Raw genomic sequence first — 19,613 nt, 5'->3', positions numbered from 1 at the left:
AAGGAAAAACAAAAAGGCGGACTACGCCAAGAACTTGGCTGCCGCCTGTAACTTAATGATGTGATACATTATGAATCTGACATCGCCATGGACAGCAAAATAAGCGCCAATCCTTGTCCGTACAAGGTCGGGTAACATGGAATTGTTTGATACGCGGCAATACTTGGCATGACCGGAGTACCTCCGGATACACCGTTTAACGTTCCATCGGACGCTATGAATGGCAGTATACCCTTTAAGGCTTTCTGCGCCGATAGAAGATAGCTATGATCCAGCCAACCGCTGCGGATTCCGGCTAGCCACCCTGCCGCAATGCCTGCGCTTCCGGAAGTTTCCCGATAAAATTCCGGTTCGTCCAAGACTGTAGGCCATAGGCCGTCTTCCCCTTGATACTCCCTTAGCCCTGCAGCAAGCTTCCGGTACCGCTCCGGAATTTCACTCGAGATATCAACTAACGATTCGATTTCTTGAACAATCCACGGGCAAGCCAGCACAACCCAGGCGTTGGCGCGCGTCCAACGGGCCGCTGACATATGGTCGCCATCCGCACAGTTCCATCCGTGAAAAAGCACGCCGGTTTGCGGGTCTTGAAGCAAGCGCAAATGAACAAGAAGCTGGAACGCCGCCTCTTCCGCATATTTGCTCTCCGATGTCAGCCTTGCCAGCCGGGCTAAAAAAAGCACAGCCATAAACAAAGTATCCGCCCATACCTGCTCAGGAAAACTAGCCTTCTCCGTCACCGTATGCTCAAATGCGCCTTCGCGGGTGCGCGGTGCTTCCTCCAGCAGCCAGTCGCCGATCTTTTTCGCCGTCTCCAAATACCATTGATCCCCTGTATGGCGGTAAAGATCCGGAAAGATCGCATAAGGAGCGAACGAGTTGATCACTTTCACCTGCTCGCTCAAATGATGATTGCGTACCGTCCACAGCCGTAAAAATTCGATAACTTCTTGTTTCTGCGTATGCTCGGCATAAGCCAGGATCGATATGACCCCAACCCCCGGCACCCAGTCCCAGCTATCCAAATTCATTCCCCATTCCGTGGAAGGCACTTCGACCATTCTCTGATATACCCTTTCTGCCGCCGCTTTCAGATCGTCCCTATTCATCCTACTCTCACTCCTTGAAGGTTTTTTTCATGCGTTTCTTCCTACCTTCAAAGTACCTGTTTTTTTCACGTATAACTTGGATAAGCGTCCGAATTTTATGGGGAATTTTCCAAAGTTTCCGACTCCCGCTAAACGTGCTGTGATACAATAAGTTTACTGCTAGCATCACATCACAAAACTTTGGAGGTGATCCCATGGTTTCCCTCTCTCATCCTTCCCCATTTGCTTTGGATACCGTAACGAATCAATTCTTGGACGAATTCCCGATCCACTGCCAATTCCGCACGGGTGCAATCGGACAATCGCAGATGCATTCGCATCGCGGTTACGAGTTATACTTTTGTACGGAAGGGCAGGGAAAACTGCTGGTAGGAGATCGGGTGTATGCCCTTGAGCCCGGAACTTTCACCATCATCAAGCCCTTTGTGCTGCACTGGCCGCGTGTCAGCGGAACAAAGCCATTGCATCGTTTCGTTCTTTCTATTCATGAGCGGTTCGTTCAATCATGGTTTGAAAGACTTCCCGTTAGCGACGGCGGCGTTCGCAGCTTCTTGCTGGAATCCGACTCTTCCTCGCTGCATAAAAAAGTTTCCGCCGAGCAAATCACGTTCTTTCATTCCATGCTTGCGCAAATTTCGCAAGAAGCTGCGGGTAGGCAGATTCATTACGAGGCTGCTGCGCTGCATCTGCTTGCCGGATTGTTGATTGTGCTTGACCGGGAGGAAGAACCCGCCATGGATCACACTAAAACGAACCTTACACCGCTGCATTTGGCTGAACGAATCCTTCATTACCTATCAGAGCATTATGCGGATCGTATCGAGTCCAGTCGTTTGCATGAACACTTTAATGTCTCTCGATCCCATATGTACGATCATTTCAAACAATGGACCGGTCTTTCCATCAACCGTTATTTGATCCTTTATCGCATCGATCAGGCAAAACGGCTTCTTATGGACAGCCCTCTCTCTGTTACCGAGATTGCATACACCGTTGGCTTCAATGATCTCTCTCATTTCTTCCATACGTTCAAATCAGAGGAAGGCATAACGCCGAACCTTTTTAGAAAAAAATAAAGGGTCCCCTCCTCAATAAGGTTGGGACCGGCTCATCTTGAAATTCGCCCGATGGGAGGGAACTCTGTTCCCTTATTTCGGCGAAATGGGGATTTTCGGGCGCCCAAGGGGAACTCCAGGGTCTTATTTCACCCCAATACTCTGACTATCTGCTCAGAATGGTGAAATAGCGGACTGTAGTTCCCCCTCTCTTACCTAAGGGGCTGTTTCCAGCAAAATAGCGCCCTGTAGTTCCCCTAACATCCTGCGGGGCATGGAGCTTGGCCGTTTATGCTGCAAAAGAACCTGAGGGTGCACCCTCAGGTTCTTTGTGCTTTCTTCTTTTGCCTGCTCGACTCGACTGAGCCTGAGTGAACGGGAGAGTTTCCATCTAGTTCGACGAGGTTTTCCATCTACTTCGGCGATTTCTGCCATCCCAACCGACTAACTCTGGCGGTTTGGTAAGAAAAGTGGCATAGGGCGCATACTCGCTCCAATTTCCGGCCGCATCTTGGGCTTGAACGATGAAGGTGTAAGACGTGTTCGCCGACAAGCCTGTAATGACCTTGGCTGCAGATGTGGCGTATTCGCTGTGATAGACACTGCCGATAACACTGCTCACCTCACGGCTCTGCACGAAACCGTAGACGTTAGCCGTCACGCTTTCCCCCCACAGGATTCGGTATCCTGTTACTGCTCTATTATCCTGCGCATCTGTCCAATTCAGCGTGATACGATCACTTCCCAGATTTGAAGCGATCACTCTGGCATCAGATGGCCAAGTTGGCGCCGAGATATCCGCAGACGGCGTGTAATCAATAAAAACAAAAGAGTCATACAAAGCTGTGTTCTTCGAATCCGCGGTCCCTTGGGTCCACTGAATAAAATCGTCCCGTCCGTTCTGCAGGTCAGCATCGTTAACCGCAACGTTTAACCCTATTTTCCCGAAAAGCTCCGGTTTCAGATCTTTGACATAGGAGCCTGGGATCTGAAACTCATAGAGGGTTCGGCCTGCCGCCTCATCGCGCACCGCTCGGAACGGTGTCTGCCCGCTCACGTCTCCGTTCGGATTCGGCGATGTCGAATTGAAAATATTCACAAGCAGTGTCCCATCATCCGCCAGGGCGAAACCCCACTCCGTATCGTCCGGCCCGTAAGGCGACTCCCGATTGTTCAGCGGGTCCAAGCTGATTTGAACGGAATCATTTTTCCACATGTTCGCGGCATTCTCAGATTGCTTATGGATATCGTCGCGAACGGATACGGCAAAGTAAATGCCATCGGACGCCCATTTGGCATACGCGGTCGCCTCCAAATTGGCAGGGTCACGATAGCCGCTCGAATGCTGGGCTTTGCTGCGAAGATGGAATGGAAAGGCGTCCTGCCAGTCGCTCAGGTCACCATCGATCGTCAAGCCTTTCGCCTTCTGGACAAGGTTAAACTCAATAGGAAGATCGGGATCGTGGTATATGATCTTGTTTCTGACTGTTTCTTCAACTTGCATATCAACTGTGTATTCATTGAATGCCGCCGGCTCATGGTACGTCCATATGAAGTCCAATTGCACACGATCGCCTTTCTTCAAATCCTGGAAGGCATCCGAAGCAACCGGCTGCAGCAAGGCGCCGTCCGGACCTTGGACTCTCACCTTGCCCGTCTTGGCAAAGGATGAAGTGCCTGTCAATTGTACGGATAAAATATCGAGCTGTTCAATCGTTTTCTTCACGGGAACAAGCTTAACATCAAGACCGTCCTCCACCGTCAATTGGACCTTCTTCGTGTCAAAAGCGGCTCCGTTATACAAAACGTCAAAGCCAACCTCATAACGGCCTTTCAGCGTATTTTCGGGCACCAGCACAGAATAAGGCAGATCGACCGAACTCTGTGCCGGAATTTCAACACTCACCGCCGCCTGTGCCGTTTGGAAGGACTCCCATCCGCTTGGCACCTGCAAATATACCTGCACCTGCTGCGGAACTTCAGTGTTGTTCACGAGCGAAAGCGTAAGCGCACTCGCATATCCGGCTTCTCCGTTCACCTGAGTAGGCACCGCATTAGCCAGCACGCCGATGAATTTGGCCGGCTCCGACTGGACGATCGCAGACGCCGCGCGCGCAAACTCCCGCGCCAGCAAGTTATAGGCGTAGCTTTCCGCGTAGCTGCCTCTTGTGCGGGCTGCCTCCGCCAGCCTCCCGTATCGGTTCGTGCGAAGCACTGCCGCTGTCGAGATCGGCATGACGCTGTTATCGCCTTTTTTGGCTTGATAAGAAGACGTCAAAGCTTGCACAGATGAAGCATAGTCGGGTGAATTGGCGCTCATACCGTCGAGCGCGTAGGCAAGCGCCACCGATGCACTCTCCGCCATGTTGTACAAAGCCTCCAGCGCCACATAGCCTGAAGCTCGCTCCACATCGCCGTTCTTCAATTGATCGGCTATCTGCACCATTAACGTGTAGATGTCTTTGATTCCCTGCTCCAAGCCCGCAGCCTGGCTCCCGCTTCCCGCTGCTGCTTCCAGCTGTGTTTCGATGCGGTCCAGCTCTGCCAAATCGGTATCAACCAGCGCCGCATTTTGCGTAGTTTTCACAGCAAGCAGCTTGCCAGCCGCCTCCTGCTGTTTATTTTGCAGAAGCTTCGCTGCCGTTTGAAACACAAATGACTTAGATGCCCCGGTGAGATAAACGGGAGAGCCCGAAACGACAAGCTGCACGCCGCCGCTATCGGTCGTTACCGGCACATTCACACCGTTAATGTCCTTCACGGTCATCCCTGATGCGCCAAAGGGCAGCGTAATCGTGCTGGTAGGAGGCTTAACAGCCGGATTGTCCTTATGGTCCACTTTTTTCCAAGCAACAAGAATCGGTACTCCTCCATTCAGGAATACCTGAACAGCCACATCTGGGTCAGCGGTATCCCAAGTTCCGAGATATTTCGCTTTATTCAGCGTTGTCATCAATTGGTTAACGGCTGCGTAGGCCAGCTTCGGCCTGCCGTCATTGTCGGTGATTCCCCAGAAAATATCGTAATACCGATCATCTGTCCCGTCGTTTTTGTAATTGTAATATTCATAAGCTTTGACTTGATCGGTGACCATGTAGTTAAGAAAAGCACGAACGATATAGTCCCGCTGCACCTCCTCGGATACGGATGGATACCCCGCTTTGGCCGTCGGCCAGCCTCCCTCGGTCAAGTAATAATCCTTCCAGCCGCCGTAAGCGTTGACAAGATCTTTGACACCGGCGATGACACTCGGCAGGTTACCATCCGGCATGGAGTTGTAAACGTACGGATGATACGAATACGCGTCGGCATAATCGAACGATCCGGCCTCCAGCTCCTTAGGCAGCACGCTGCGCACGCTCGATGTGTGATCGCCCGCCAGCAGCATCGCATTCGGGTCCGCCTTCTTCATGTTCAAATAGGCCACTTTTTGCAGCTGGACGAACTCACTAGGCACATAAGGCTTAGAGAAAATTTCCGGCTCGTTGGGCATTTCCCACTGCCTTATTTGTCCCTTGTAACGATTAACCGTGGCAGCGACGAAGTCGCCCATTGCTTTGAGAGCGGATGTGGTCGTCGCCGTCCCCTCTTGGTAGCTGGCATTTCGATCAATGCCCAGCACCGTAATTTGATTAAATCCGTAAGTAAATAATTTATTTAATTGTGGCTCCACCCTGCTGTAATCATAAACGGTCTTACCTGATCCATCCTGCACGTGTTTATCCACATCGTCCCACGAAATGCCTGAGCGATGGTGACGAGCTCCCAGCTTGCGCGCTCCGTCAATGATATCGTCATTCCAATTCAGCGCATAATGCGTATTCAGGCCAAATTTGCTTTCATTATCCAAATCAGGCTCCTTGACCGGGGCTGCTTGCTCTACGACAGCTAACCGAATCTTTTTGGCTGGCTGGGCTGCACCGTCAACCGAGAATGCAGCCGATACCTCATAGGTGCCGATTGCATTCAAGCTTGGCGTAAAAGCGACGACTTCGGTATCCGTCACATAAGCCTCCAAGCTGTACGACTTCGTTCCGGCAGCGACTACACCTTGGTCGCCATCCGCGCGGCGTACCGTATAATCAAGCTGAAACGCATGCGCCTCCGCGCCCGCTTCCAAGGCCAGCTTGAAGCCAGGCGACTCCGCCTGCGTATAAATCCCCGCATAATTGCCAGCGGGCTGGAGATCGATGACATACGGCATCGGCATCGGCTCGATCACAAAGTCATCGATCATCAGGTTGATGCCGCCGACGACATTCCACTGAAAATAGCCTTTTGTCAGCGCCAATGCATCGGAATCGTCCCCACTGGCCGTTTCCACCCCGTCAATAAACAGCTTGTGGGTGATGCCGCTTACGCGAAGCTCATAATCGTGCCAATCATCCAGCAGGGATTGAACATAGTTGGCCAAATAATAGTTGCCGCCAAGGGTTGTTTTCCGCATCAGAAAATATTTGGAGTTATGCGTCGCCCACTCCAGCGCATTGTTGTTCATATCATCAACAGCCCGGTAGCGAAAGCGCCAAGTATTTTGCACCGCCATGCTTGTGCGTTCATATTTCACCTTAAATTTAACGATAAAATTATCTGCGTTTTGGTACATCGGAAGATTCAGCTTGGCACTGCCCGATCCATTCAAGTTAAATACCTTGTTGCCGTCCGGCAGTTGAATGATCCTGGTGTTTCCGCCTGTTTTCCAACCCGCAGGCGCTGCGCCAACCGTTTCTCCCTCGAAATTATTGCGATACGGCACAATCGTTTGGATCGGAACGATGATCTCCCCGGATTCCGGGTAGCGCATGGACCTGCCCTCGGCATCTTGCGCCGTCAAATAATAACGGATTTGCCTATAGCGGTTCGATCCGGGAATCGTGCCCGAATACGGGCCGCTTCCGCTTCCTGCCGCCGGAACGATCTGCCCCTGGATTTCGTCCCCATACGTATAATGAATCTGAGCGTTAGTCGCCGAGCTCGTACCTACAAGGGTGAACGTTAATGGCAAATCCGTATTATACGGAACCTCTGCCGCCGGCGTGTGAATGAAAGTGTCCTGCGTATTATTGGGCGACACCACAACCTGCTTCACGGCCAGATTAACAGCGGGGCCGACGCTTTTCAAAGAGAACCCGATTCCCCCTGCCGTAAGCGACGTATCGATGAATGTCGCTGCTAACGTTTCATCCAGGTAGAGCTTAAACTCGCTCCCTTTGACTCTCAGCCGATACGCATGAGAATCCGACAAATTAAATCCCGGAATGACAGCCCCGATATCCACAGGTGCCCCTACCTGCACATTAGTCGAGGAATTTGGATATTTCCAAAGTTCCACCGACTTCGTATTTTTAAACTCCAGAAAATAGTAGCTCGTTCCCGAAGAATACCGGAACATGAGCCGGAAGCGATCTCCTGCCGCCATAAAGCCAATATCGTAATCCGTGGAGCTGTAAGGAAGCTTGGCGGTTTTGACGACCGCACGCTGCGGAGATGTCGCCGTTGTCGTGCCTTTGAGTTGGGCTTGCGAACCGCTACCGTCAATGGTAAAAGCTGTGGTGCCGAACAAATCCCAGTTCCCTAGCCCTCCCGTGAAGCTGTCCGTAAACAGCGGAGAGGGCTCCGCTGCCACGGCATTCAGCGAAAACCATGGCAGCAGAACAATGGCCAGCAGCAGGCATAAGCTTCTGATCAGCTGTTTCATACATCAATTACCCCCGGGCAGTGAATTGACGATAGGCTTAACGACCACATTCTTCACATTCATAGATACGGGGGCTCCCACACTTTTTAAAGAAAATCCAATCCCCCCTGCCGTCAAAGATGCATCTGTAAATGAAGCAGCTTCTATCCCATCAATGATTAGCTTGTAGGTTGATTCGTTCACTTCCACTTGGTATTGATGCCAATCCGCCAGGTTGAAGCCCGGCAGCGCAGCTCCGATATCTACCTGGGCGCCCACCTGCTCATTGACAGATGAATTCGGATACTTCCACAATTCAACAACTTTCGTATTTTTAAATTCCAGAAAATAATAGCCGGTGCTAGACGCATAACGGAACATCGTCCGGAAGCGGTCCCCTTTTGCCAAGAATGTCAAATTGTAATTAGAGGTGCTGTAAGGAAGCAAAGCTGGCTTCACCACCACACGTTGAGGAAATGTGGCCGTTGTAGTGCCCGCCAGCTGCGCATCGGTACCGCTGCCCTGTACCTGCCAGTCCGTGCTGCCGAATACATCCCACTTGCCAATCCCTGCCGCAAAGCTGTCCTCAAACAACGGTTCCAGCGTTACCGGACGATCGGCTTGTTTCAGCAGCTCAACATCATCAAACCAAGCTGTTCCTGTTCCTTTTAGCCTCAAATCAAGCCTGATTTTCGCCGCATCGGCCGGTGCCGTCGCCGTTACTTCGCTCGGGGTCCAATTGTTTGTACCTCTCACATTAGGAGACAAATACGTACTGCCCGTAACCGTCGTTCCATCGCTCTTATAAAACGTTATGCCAACGTGAGCTCCGTCGGCTGCGTTGACATTGTCGCTCTTTACCCATGCTTTGAGCGTATAAGCAGTTCCAGGACTGACCGCGATCAGGCTGCTGTCTGCCAAGCTCCATCCGCCGTAATCGCCAGAAGCTGCGTTAACAATTTTCACAGAATGACCGTACGTCCTCGACGTAACTGAATCCCATGTTCGTACAGGACTGCCTGCCCAAGCTCTGTCCGTCCAGTAATCAGGACTTGCCGCTCCATTCTCAAAGCTGCTGTTTGGCACAGTAACGGAATTAGTTTGTTTCGTTATCGTCCAGTTGGCGAAATCGTAAGTCAGTACTTCACCGCCCTGCGCAGCCGTAAAAAGATTCCCATTCTGATCCTGCTGAAGCCAAGGCGTATCAAAAAGCTTAAAAGCTCCATAATTGATAGCATTGCCATTGATTTTGTGCGTGTTGTTATAAGCGTTTGCGGCGTCATCGAAGGTAATATCCAGCGAATCTCCGCTTAAGCTGCGGTAAATCAGGCGCGGATTAGCTTCGTCAATATGCGAGCTGTCGACCGTCGTTTTCGTCAGAATCGCGTTCTTGAAGCTGGCGAAGTCCGCATATTCCGAGGCATCCGCCGTTTCCAGCACCCACCCGTTTTTGTCAGCCTGACTGCGCAAAATATTGTAGCTGTACGAAAGCTGACTGGTCGGATGCAGCTTCGCCGTAGTCTTCACTTTATTCGAAGGATCCGTAGGCGTCTGGTAGTACCAAGAGTAAGGTTTTATCATTTTAAAGGCAAAATACATTGGACCGGCATTGTTAAAGACCCATCCGGACTGTTCCTCTCGGGAAATAATAGAACCCGTGTCGGGAAACATAGCATTCAGATAATTCGAGGTAGGACTATTCAACAATTTATATACGCCGACGGCTGCTTTGCCATCCTGCATGATGCGATGATTGGCCGGTTGATCATAATTGCCGATCGGGCTGTCGCCTTGGTCGGCATTCACCCGGAAGAGCGGATTGGCCTTGGCCGAATGCCAGCGCAGGACAACCGGAATATCTTCGATCCAGTTATCGACCCGATTATAGGTAACTTCCGTTGCCAGGCCCCAAGTCGGCTTCACATACGCCTGACGGTATGTTTTCAAATTGCGGCCGCTCGAATTTTGCAGATTCGTCTTGCGCGAAGCGTAGCTTTTATCGCCGGATTGCCCGATTCGGACAGCCATTTCGGGCGGCGTATAACTCATGCCGCGATAGAGAACCATGCCCAAGTATTCCAGATAAGGGCGGTACGCGGAAGGAACCAAAGCATCCGTTTCGCCGATCCCTTCTTGCGCGCGATTGCCGCCGAAATACATCCAGGACAGCGCCGTATGATCGGCCCCTCTCCATGTCAGATCGCTCGCCGAGACAGAATCGCCTTTGGCCCTGTTCGAGGTGGAGATGAAGGTGCCGTCGATCCAGTCATTGGCCCATTCGAACCACATGACATCCATCGCCATTTTTAACTTCTGCTTAAAATCGGGCTCATCTGTATACTGGTATAACGCATTCAGACAAAAGTAGGTCATGAACGTATATTCCGGGCTTTCATATTCCGCCCACCCGTAACGAACCCCGGCACTCAGCATCTCTTCAATATTCGCTCTGTTCTCGCTCTTCAGAACAGCTCCGGATTTGCCATTCAAATCCTGAAGATCAGGGAAAGACTGGCCTACCAAATAGCCTGCCGTATAATTGCTCATTCGGAGATTTTCCGTTTGCGGCAGCTTTGCATACGCATATTGCGCGAAATACGCTTTGACATGATCGATCATCGTACTGTTGAATTGATTGCCAACCATCAAGTAGGCATACATTTTGGACACCGTTTTATACTGCTCGGCATCGTAGGCTTGAAACATCTTATCGATTTTTTGCAGGTTTCCAGCTACGTTCTGCCCATCAACAATTTGCGCGACATACTGGACGATATTCAGCTGCAGACCCATCTCCGACATCGTTTTTGTTTTGTCCCACAGCCATTGTCTCCTGCTTTCCACTGTACCGGGAAAAGGGGAGTTCGTGCTTTCCGCCGGCGGGACTTCACCGATGCTCACTTGGTCGAATTCCGCTGCAGCCAGCTTGCCGGTATTGTGGCTCGTCACCGCCAGCCCGAAGTACACCGTCTCCGGCAGACTCATCGTCTCTTTCTTGATCAGCGTCCAGTTGATGCCGTCGCTGGAATCATACGCGCTGATTACGTTGTCTTTACGAACCAGCTTCACCCAATAAGGCGGACTGACTTGTGTTCCCGACGTTGAGGTGGAGGCTCCGCCCGCTTGAAGCCGATCCTGGAAATAGGTCCCGCCAGCAGGCGTCAGCGCCATCATCACATTAGGCGACTGCTCCGACATGCTCGCACGGATCATAACGCCCGCTTTCGTCCAGGTTACGCCGTTCTCTATGCCATAGACGCGCGCCACAACCTGCCCATTCCCTGTCCAAGGGCGATAGACATAATGGAACGCATCCTCCGTGCCAAAAATGTCGCTGCCGGAACCCTGCACTTTGATCCTGCCCATAACCGGGTTGTAGCTTGCGCTGCCCGCAGGCTTCACATTCCCGATATCGCGATCTCCAAGCGGTTCAGGCAAACCGCCGATAGACGGATCTGTCGTAACTGTCACCTCATTACTGGCTGCTGACAAGTTTCCAGCTGCATCTCTGGCCTTCACCAAATAGCGATAGGTCGTGTTCGGCGACAAACCGACTACAGTGTACGCCGTGGTGGAACCGCTTACATAATCAACTGGAAAACCATCGCGATAAATGTCATATCTCGTAACTCCCACATTGTCGCTCGAAGCTGTCCAACTCAAGTTAACACTCGTATCTGACTTCCCAGCAAGCGTTAACTGGGTTGGGACTGTCGGGGCTTCCGTATCCAGCTCCTGCGGGCTCTTCACTTCGGAAATCGCCAAATCGTCGACCAGGTAGGCTTCGTCCGTCCCGCCTGTATCCACACGAACCGAGAACGTTAGTTTCACACTTGTAATGTTTTTCTGTCCGCCATTGGGGTATACCTTGAATCGATAGCTGGCCAGATCGCTGTCGTTCACAGTTTTCAACTCATCGGGCACATTGTTCAGGTAGGCTGCCGTCCCCGAAATACTAGGCATATCTGCCGGAAAACGAGGAATCAGCACATTATCGTAAGGAGCCAATTGAATCTGCGCGTAAATATCTTTGGCTACAGGCTTATTGCTTGCTGCGCTGCGCATCAGCTTGTAGGAAAAAACAAACTCGACAGGGGGACTGCCTACCGGCATATTATAGATTTCATTCATCCGATTCTTGAGTCTGCCGCTGTTCAACTGATAATAAAAAGAACTGCTTAAATTCGTCCCCAGTGAAGCATCGCGAAACTCAAGGGCATTGTTGCCATTAACCGATACGATCCTTTGCGATCCTCCGGATGTGTCGCTTGCTGGCGTAAAGGGACTTACCCCTCCGTCAAAGTGTGTATCCATATCGGCCGCCAGCAAGTTATCCAGCGTGTAGGGGCCGCCCTCCGCTGCGATATACACGGGCAGGTTGCAGAGCGCAAGCACCCCTATTAGCAACCAACAGATCCATCTTTTGCTTTTTTCCATCATCATTAAACCCTCCTCCATGAAGAAATTTTGAATGATTTCGAATGATTAGTCGTTGTTTTGCTCCCTGTACTGATTAGGCGTTAAGCCCGTGTACTTTTTAAATGAGGTAAAAAACGTCGTTTTCGACTGGAATCCCGAGCGTTCCGCGATATGAAGCACCGGCAAATCCGTCGATACGAGCAGCTTTTTGGCTTGCTCCAGACGCTCCTGATGAATGAAATCAGACAGTGTGATGAGATACGTTTCTTTGAAAACAAGCCGTACATAGCTGACGGAAAGCACCAAATAATCGGCAATGCTTTCCAGAGTAAGCATCGGGTCATGGAAATGCTGCTTGACATAGTCAAACATCTCCGAAGCCAGTTCCTCCTTCCGGTTGGAAGCGGAACTCTTGAGCGCAACGCTGTCGATAATGGTAACGAATTGGCTGTACACCCACTCCTTCACATCCAGCAAAGTATCGAACTTCTGAAGAAGCAAATCGACCCCGCCGGGCTCTTGGTCAGACATAACTTTATTGAACGCTTTGAAAATGTAAAACAGCAGCAGCTTCAACTGGAACTGGCACTCCGTATACGACAGAGTCTGCAGCTTCGCGAATAATTCGTCCAACTGCTCGCGCACTTTCTCCTTCTGCGCTTTGCGCACAGATTGAATCAGCTCTTGCACCAGATTTTCATCGAAATCGGACTGCTGTTCGGACCAATAATCACCCAAATCATCTTCCACGTACACTTTATCCTGCTCATTAAAAAATCTCAGCAAGGTGAGGTCATACGTGCGGTCATATACGCTTCGCATATTGCTATGCACCGCTGTCCGTCCGCTTAGCGCTACGGTAACATGGAATTGCAGCCAATGGCCGATCTCTTCTCTAGCTTGATAGACAGCCTCTGTAAGATTCACCCTATGCAAGTCGCCGCTAATCATCACAGCCACATGATCGCTTCCCAGATCGACGGTTTCGGATACAAAGCCATGCTTCTCCAACACTTCTCCGGCGATATTGCCCATCGCATAAATGAGCAGCTTCCTCGATGCGTACGAATAACGATCCGAGAACGCTTGAAACCGATTAATACGCATGACCGCCAAATAAATGTCCGAGCTCAGCAGCGTCTGCAGACGTGTACTCCCCGTTTTGAGAAAAGCCTCATTGTACGTACCTTGCAGCAGCCACTGCCTCAAAAACTCATTCTTGATCACTTCGTGATGATTGCGAATGACGCTGTTCATCTCCTCCATCGTTTTGACCATATGATCCAAGCCTGATTTAATAATCGAAAACTCTGTATTATGCTTGTTTTCTGCTCCCGGTAAAGTTGAAGCGACCGTTTCCTTCATTTGGGTGGCCAACTGGCTGAATGGCTTGAAATGACGCCGCGAGTTCCAGAAGGTCAGAGCGGACAGCAGGATAAGCAGAAACAAACACATGCCGAGAATTTCCAGTTCGATCTTGTCAATATTCTTGCTGATATCCTTCAGTTTTACGATCGAGTAGAGCGTCCAATCCTCCACCTGAAACGCGTGAGCATGAATCAAATACACATTATGGTCCAGATAGACTTGATGATTTTTCAAATCCGGCTGGAGCAGTTGCTTGGCATCGAAGGCGTTGGAGCCTCCGAGAATGACATGCTGATTGCCGTCCAAAATCAAAATATTGGCCGTCGCATCATTCAAATTTTGCAGCAAATACTTCTCCAGCAGACTCTTGTTCAGCAAAATAACGACATACCCCTGGCTAGCGATTTTGGAACGGTTGGATGGCACCGTCAACGCCAAGTAAGATTCGTTAGCCAGTGTATGATCGAAAAATCGGAGCATCGTCGGCGGCTGATTGCGGACACGCGCCAGCATCGCCTGATCTTCAAAATTAGCAAAAGTATGAATGCCATCTTTCGAATTAATGACTTGCTCCGTCTTCATGTTCACCAAGTACGTCGAGGCGATGAACGATTGCAAACTCATATATTTGGAGACGGATCTGAACGCCGCCGCCGTAGATAAAGGCTCGCTCTGATCGGACAGCAGCCAATTCGTAATCTCGGGGTCCTGGTAAATATTCAATGCATATGAACGAAGGTGGTCCAGCTGATACTCGAAACCTTGACTCAAACTGTCGGTCTTCGTTGCCATCAATTGATTGATATCCTCATAAGCCTGTTTGGAATATTGCTGCCTTAATAAATAGGAGAACAACAGGATGATTACTGTAAACAGCAGTCCCATATTCAAAAAATTGCGAAGGTACGTTTTTTCTGGCAGAAATCTCAGCATCTGAACTCCCCTTCATCGTTTCATGTCCCTATTTATTAAAGCACATTTAGGAAGAGCTGTGAGGTTCCAATATTGATTCTGAGGTTTGATTTTTACTTTTTGGTCAGGAAGGCGTCAATTTGCTTCTGTTCTTCGAGTTGAATTTTCTTCGCTAAAGGTGCCGCTTCTGCTTTAAATTTGGCCCAATAAGCATCGGAATCGACAACCCCGTTGAACAAAGCGGAATAGTATTTCGCCTCAATACTGGTGTATTGGGAAATCTCATTGCTGACCGGCGCGTTGTTGAACGTAAACCCTGACAGCTTGTCAATCGTGAAATTGCTGGCATCTGCCGTCCACTTGTTCAGCTTCTTGGTCTCCTCGTTTTGGCTGGCATCCTGCCGGTCTGTCGTCGGATTCCAAATCCATACATAAGGGAACCAGGTGTAACCGTCGCCTTTGAACGTATACTGGTCATCTCCGATCGCTTCCCAGTTCTTATCCTTGATTCCATACACTAACAGATCGTAATTGTCCTTCTGATTGGCCCAATCCAGGAACTGAATGGCCCGCTCCTTATGCTTGCTCACGACGGGAACGGAAATGAAATTATACTGCAGGGAGTTCGTCAGGACAGCTCCTTTGTTCAGATTCATAAATGTGACAGCTTCAAATTCCGCTTTGGGATTGCCGCTTTTTAAAGCTTTCTGGATATCGTCCTTCACGCCGAAATCATTGCTGGCAATGATCGCCGCTTTGCCTTGTTTGGCCGGCTCCATAACATCTTTGATAGCTAGCACATCCGGACTGATAATCTTATCCTGATACAGTTTGCGGGCATTTTGAATCCATGACCACACCATCGGATCCATCTCGTCAAACAGATTGTATATTTTGCTATCATTGTTCTTGGTGTACAACGTGAGGGATTCGGATAGCGCAGGACTTGGTTGAATATTCGCCTTATTATCCGCCCAATAATGCCGGAATGCGCCTTCCGAGAGGCCTTTGTTCACATCTTGACCGGCCGGCACCAGCGGTGTGATGTTCGGCACCTTCTCTTTCACCGCATAGGCAAATTTGATCAAATCGTCATAGGTTTTGATAGGGGCGATGCCAAGCTGTTCGCGAAGATCCTTCCTCACGTAGTAAACACGTCCCTGAACAAACGAGTTGCCGTTGGGGATGCCCATGATTTTTCCGTCGAATTTGTTAGCGTCCCACATTTGCTGCGGTCGGTTCTTGAGAATGTTCGGCCCGTACTGCTTGAGCAGATCATCGAGCGGTTCATAGCTGCCGGCGGCGATTTGCTGCGTCAGATGCAGCCATGGCGCATCGAAGATCAAGTCGATGTTTTCGCCGGATGAAAGCGTAACCTGGGTTTTCTGAGCCAGATCGGCCCATGGCACGAAGACAACGTCCAATTTCACGTTTAGGGAACCCGCCATCCTTTTCTCCGCTTCCTGAATCACGCCGTCGAAATCTTTGGGCCTGTCTCCGGGCACCATAATTTTGAGCGTGACGGGGTCCAGCTTCTTCGCTCCCACGGCATCTGCCGTACTACCAGGCGCATTCGTCGCAGCAGGCTCTGCATTTTTACTCGTACAAGCCACTAGCACACTTGCCAGCATCACCATCGTTAGAGCGGTACCTGTCCATTTTGTTCTATTCATTGTTGCGACCTCCTGTAGAAATATGTTAAACCGAGAGACTCGGGTGAAACCGTCTTAAACTTAACCTTTTACAGCGCCAATCGTAATGCCTTTCACGAAATACTTTTGCAGAAAAGGATAGAGGAACACAATCGGACCGATTGTTAGACAAACGGTTGCCAACTGAATGGCGCTCGTCGGAGCCGATACTTGATAGCTGGCGCCGCCGCCGACATAAGAGGAAACATTGAGATTCGATATTAATTGGCGGATCATCAGCTGCAAGGGATGCAGTTTATAATTGTCGATGAACAGCAAGGATAAATACCAATCGTTCCAATACTGAATGGCATAAAAAAGCGAAACCGTCGCAATGACCGGTGTGGAGATCGGCACAATAATTTTATAGAAAAGACGAATATCCCCTGCTCCGTCAATCGTTGCGGCCTCGTTAATTTCATAAGGCAGCGATTTATAGAAGGCAACGAGAATGAACGCATAGAAAGGATTCAGCAAATAGGGAAGAATGAGCGCCCACAAAGAGTCTTTCAGGTGAAGCCAATTGGTCACCATGATATAAAAGCCAACTAAGCCGCCGCCGAGAACCATCGCCAAGTAGGTTAAGAAGGAAAGGACATGGCGGTATTTCACCTTGGGATGCGCCAGCACATAGGCGAACATAGAGGTCATGACGACGGCCAGCGCGGTTCCTACAATGGTGACGATGAGAGAATTTTTGTAGCTGGTGAGGAACTGTCCCCCTTGCAGCAAAAACTTGTAAGCGTCCAGACTCCACTCGCTAGGAAGGATTTGATACCCATATTGGAGGAAACTCGCCTCGGAAGCGAAAGAATCCGCCAAGACGATCCAGAAGGGAATCACACAAACGAGGCTGAAGGCTGCAATGAATACATAGATGAAACCTAGAAACAGTTTCTCACGCCAGGATGTATCCGATTGGATTCGCGTTCGAGCCGTTTTATCGGGTGCTGCCATAACTGTGACTTCCATAAGCTCCTCCTAAAAGAGACTGGAATCGGAATCAATTTTCTTCGCGATTCGGTTAAAAATGAGGATGGTGATAAGGCCCATCATCGATTGATACAGCACAACGGCCGAAGACATACCGAAGTTGCCCAGCTGGCGGAGTGCCCGGAACGAATACGTATCAATGACATCGGTGGTCGGATACAGAATCGAATTGTCCCCGATAATTCCGTAGATCATGCCGAAGTCCCCGAAGAAAATACGTCCGACACCGAGCAGCATCAGCACAACGATCACCGAGCGGATCGAAGGAATCGTGATATGCAGAATTTGTTGGAACCGGGTCGCCCCGTCGATCTTCGCCGATTCGTAGTATTCGTTGGAAATGCCCACAATCGCGGCCAAAAAAATGATGGAGTAGTAGCCAGAAAACTTCCATATGTACACCAATGTTAAAAGAAACGGCCACAGATGCACACTTTGATACCAATTTATCGTATCCATCCCCAAGCTCTTGAGCAAGCCGTTCATCAAGCCTTCCGTGCTCATAAAAGCGAGCATCATCAGACTGACCACCAACCAGGAAATAAAATAGGGAAGGAAAATGAGCGACTGGCTCAATTTCTTGAAGAGCGTCGACCTGACTTCATTCACGATAATGGCCAGAACGATGGCCATCCCTATACCGAAGATGAGAAAGAGCAGGTTCAGATACAGTGTATTGAACGTGACTCGCACCCAATCGTGCCCTCCGAAAAAAAACTTGAAATTGTCAAAGCCCACCCATTTGCTTCCCCAAATCCCTTTGACCGGTTGAAAGCGTTGGAACGCAATCAAATGTCCCATCATCGGAATGTAGGAGAAGATCGCCAAAAAGATAATGCCCGGAACAGCCAATACATACAGCTGACGGTTCCTTGAAATCTCCCTAATGAAGCTCATAAGCCTGATACTCCTTCCTGTCTGTTGAAGTTGCTGCTGTCTGTCTGCACCCTTACCTTAATGAATCCGGAACAATCTGCATAGTTCGAATACTGCTTCTTCCGGTCGAAAAGTCAGATTTCAAACTTAGGCGCGGAAACGGAACTTGCGGAACAGAGAAAAGACCTAGCCTGCGGCTAGGTCCTGTTGGAGAGTGGGGAGCTTTCTCGTACCCCGATTCGGTTGAGGGAGCCCTATGTCTCATCACGCTTCGGACACAGCGGCCGTTATCTTCGCGAGAAGCGTCTTGTCTCTCTGCTAGTGGACACCAGAGTCCTTATTTGCCAATTTCGCGGGGAAATCAGTCGCCAAGTGAGCAAGTAAAAGCGCTGATGTCTGTTGCATGTTCGAAGAAGTTCTATTCCATCGAATAAGGGCATCTCCGTCCGTTAGCGAGGGCGAGGGGATCAGGCCCAGAGATCAGGGGCCTGTTCCCCAACTTTTAGCTTGTTTTACAGCGTTAACTTCAACCTGCTGCCCTCTCCGCTTACTTTAACGCTGAAAAGTGACGTCTCAGCTGACACATCGGGCCCCCTCCAGCGAGGCATGGAGACTCCCCGTCCCTGCGTTCGCATTAAGAACAAAAAAAAGAAACCTCTCTTTTGGCGAAATGGGGATACCATCCAACCTATAGAGAGATTTCTTTCTTGCCTAAAATCAAGAGCCTATCAGGATATCTACAGAAGCTTCCTGTAAAACAGCGCTTAGCGCCTCATCAGGCGGGCTGTCCGTAATAATACGATGAACGCCGTGCAGGGGCGCGAATGAAAACAAATCCTGTCTGCCGAACTTCGTATTGTCCGCCACAACGTTCACTTCCGCAGCCTTCGCGATCGCAAGCTGCTTGATTTCCGCCTCGTGCATGTTCGAGTTACTGAAGCCGTGCTGGGCGGTGATGCCTGTCGTTCCGATGAACACACTTTTGAACGCCATCTTAGCGATGGCCGCAGCGGCAACGGGTCCTACCAGCGTCGCCGTGTCATCCATCATCATGCCTCCGACGACGATCGTCGGAATCCGCTTGCCTTGGAGCTCGGCAGCAATGTTAAGCGCGTTGGTGACCACGGTGATACTGCGGTCCGGCGGCAAAAACTTGGCGATCTGCAGCGTCGTCGAGCCCCCATCCAGGAAAATAGAGTCTCCAGCCCCCACCAAGCTCGCCGCCCGCTTGCCGATCCGCATCTTCTCCTCGATGTGGACATTCGTCCGTTCATGCAGGGCGATATCTTTGCCCTGCAAAATAGCCCCGCCAAAAGTACGGCGGATATACCCCCATTGCTCCAGCTTCTCCATGTCCCTGCGGAGGGTCATTTCCGTCACTTCGAACATTTCTTTCAACTCGGCAAGTTTCACCTCACCGGCTTGTCCCATCCGCTCGAGGATGATTTGCTGGCGTTGGTTCAGTTGCTGCTGCGTCATGAGCACCCTCATTTCCTTCATTTCGATGTCTCTA

General features: G+C 50.3%; 9 protein-coding genes. 1 reads left to right on the top strand and 8 read right to left on the bottom strand.

The genetic code is table 11. From position 1 onward, the window contains the following. Positions 1-68: 68 nt before the first annotated feature. Positions 69-1,109 (bottom strand): glycoside hydrolase family 88/105 protein, encoded by a 1,041-nt coding sequence (locus GC097_RS29360; protein ID WP_171686823.1) that lies wholly within the window; start codon positions 1,107-1,109, stop codon positions 69-71. Between the two features lie 194 nt (positions 1,110-1,303). Here GC097_RS29360 and GC097_RS29355 point away from each other — a divergent pair, with 194 nt between their 5' ends. Further along, a complete protein-coding gene (locus GC097_RS29355) occupies positions 1,304-2,185 on the top strand; it encodes an AraC family transcriptional regulator (protein ID WP_171686822.1) in 882 nt (293 codons plus the stop codon). 370 nt (positions 2,186-2,555) lie between these two features. Here GC097_RS29355 and GC097_RS29350 read toward each other — a convergent pair whose 3' ends face one another. The 7 genes from GC097_RS29350 to GC097_RS29320 form a co-directional block, all read right to left on the bottom strand. After that, positions 2,556-7,862, bottom strand: coding sequence for a sugar-binding protein (locus tag GC097_RS29350; protein ID WP_171686821.1), 5,307 nt, complete (start codon positions 7,860-7,862; stop codon positions 2,556-2,558). Positions 7,863-7,865: 3 nt separating this feature from the next. After that, on the bottom strand, positions 7,866-12,281 hold the full coding sequence (locus GC097_RS29345; RefSeq protein WP_246294535.1) for a fibronectin type III domain-containing protein: 4,416 nt from the start codon (positions 12,279-12,281) through the stop codon (positions 7,866-7,868). Positions 12,282-12,326: 45 nt separating this feature from the next. Beyond that, positions 12,327-14,561, bottom strand: a complete 2,235-nt coding sequence (locus GC097_RS29340; protein WP_171686820.1) for an AraC family transcriptional regulator — start codon at positions 14,559-14,561, stop codon at positions 12,327-12,329. A 92-nt stretch (positions 14,562-14,653) separates the two neighbouring features. Next, positions 14,654-16,213 (bottom strand): ABC transporter substrate-binding protein, encoded by a 1,560-nt coding sequence (locus GC097_RS29335; protein ID WP_171686819.1) that lies wholly within the window; start codon positions 16,211-16,213, stop codon positions 14,654-14,656. A gap of 60 nt (positions 16,214-16,273) precedes the next feature. Then, positions 16,274-17,203: a carbohydrate ABC transporter permease gene (locus tag GC097_RS29330; protein ID WP_246294534.1), complete on the bottom strand. Its 930-nt coding sequence runs from the start codon at positions 17,201-17,203 to the stop codon at positions 16,274-16,276. 9 nt (positions 17,204-17,212) lie between these two features. After that, positions 17,213-18,121, bottom strand: a complete 909-nt coding sequence (locus tag GC097_RS29325) for an ABC transporter permease (RefSeq protein WP_171686818.1) — start codon at positions 18,119-18,121, stop codon at positions 17,213-17,215. Positions 18,122-18,817: 696 nt separating this feature from the next. Beyond that, complete coding sequence (locus tag GC097_RS29320) at positions 18,818-19,600, bottom strand: DeoR/GlpR family DNA-binding transcription regulator (protein WP_246294533.1); 783 nt, start codon at positions 19,598-19,600, stop codon at positions 18,818-18,820. Between the last annotated feature and the right edge of the window lie 13 nt (positions 19,601-19,613).

This window comes from Paenibacillus planticolens (genome assembly GCF_013141725.1).
Classification (GTDB): Bacteria; Bacillota; Bacilli; order Paenibacillales; family NBRC-103111; genus Paenibacillus_E; species Paenibacillus_E planticolens.
The sequence above is the reverse complement of the archived record's forward strand: the minus strand, read 5'-3'. Positions and strand labels throughout refer to the sequence as shown.